The 1273-nt window shown below is 79.7% G+C and carries 1 pseudogene; it reads right to left on the bottom strand.

Features of this window, described 5'->3' with window-relative positions:
- A pseudogene (locus KM933_RS38640) lies at nucleotides 1–1273 on the bottom strand (AAA family ATPase); the annotation flags it as partial.

Raw genomic sequence — 1273 nt, 5'->3', positions numbered from 1 at the left:
GGCCGCCGTCCCGGCCTCGGCGAGCACCGCGCGGACCGCCGCCTCCTCCTGCTGCCAGGCGTCGAGCCGTCGTTGCAGCTCCCGGTGGGCCGCGTCGTCGAGGAGGGCGTCGGCGGCGTCCTGCGGGGTGTCGAACCCGGCGCGGAAGGCCGCGTCGGCGAGGCGCGCGTCGGCGTCCTTGAGGCGCTGCGCGGTGTCCGCCGCCACGCGCGCGGCGTCGGCGGCCCCGGTGAGGGCCGAGACCCGCCGCTCCAGCTGGGCGGCCCGCTCGGCCACGCTGCCCGCCGGCCCCCTCGCCTGCGCCAACTCCCTTTCCAGGGCCGTCATCTCGCGGACCAGGCTCTCCCTGCGCGCGGTCCGTGACGCGCCGCGCACGGCGGCCTCCTGGTGCGCGGCGGACCGGCGCCGGTGCTCCTGCTCGGCCTGCCGCAGCGCCTCACCGGCCGCGTGCAGCCCCGAGGCGGCATCCCGCGCCCGGACGTGCAACCGCTCCAGCTCCTCGGCCTGCTCGGCGAGTTGCGCGGTGGGGGTGTCCCCCGCCTCGGCCGTCGCGGCGGCCAGCGCCTCGCGCACCGTCCCGAGCCGCCGCTCCTCCTCGGCTCGCTGTTCGTCGGCGCTCCGGGAAGCGGCGAGCGCGGCGTCCTCGGCCCGCCGGCCGACGTGCCCGTCGACCTTGCGGGCGGGGGCGGGGTGCTCGGTGGCGCCGCAGACTGCGCATGCCTCGCCGTCCACGAGGGCCGCGGCGAGTTCCGCGGCGATGCCCTTGAGGCGCTGCTCCTTGAGGTCCAGCCAGTGGTCGCGGGCCTCCGCCGCCCGTTCGCGCGCGGCGAGCACCCGCGCCTGGGCCCGGTCGGTGTCCGCGGCGAGCTGGTCGCGCAGCCGGGCGGCGGCGAGCCGCGAGGTGGCGGGTTCGCGCCGGACGGCCAGCTGTTCGGCGCGGGCGGCGGCCTCCTGGGCCGACTCGACACGGGTCTGCAGGCCGGCCCTGGTCGTCTCCCATTCGGCGAGCCAGTGCCCGGCGTCCTGCAGCACCTCCTCGTCGGCGCGCTCCTGACGGTCCAGCGCCTTCTGCTCGGTGGCGAGTTCGGCGAGCCGGCGCTCACCGCGGCGGGCCGACTCCAGTCCGCCCACTTCCTCGGCGGCCCTGCGTGCGGCGGCCGCGAGGCCCGCGGCCCCGGTGCCGGCGAAGTCGTCGGGGAGCAGGGCCCGCGCGCGTGCCTCGGCGTCGGCCGCCCGCCGGTGCTCGGTGCCGGCCGCCTCGCGCAGCCCGAGT

The organism is Streptomyces beigongshangae (genome assembly GCF_019710745.1).
Lineage (GTDB): Bacteria > Actinomycetota > Actinomycetes > Streptomycetales > Streptomycetaceae > Streptomyces > Streptomyces beigongshangae.
This window is presented reverse-complemented; position numbering and strand designations above follow the sequence as displayed.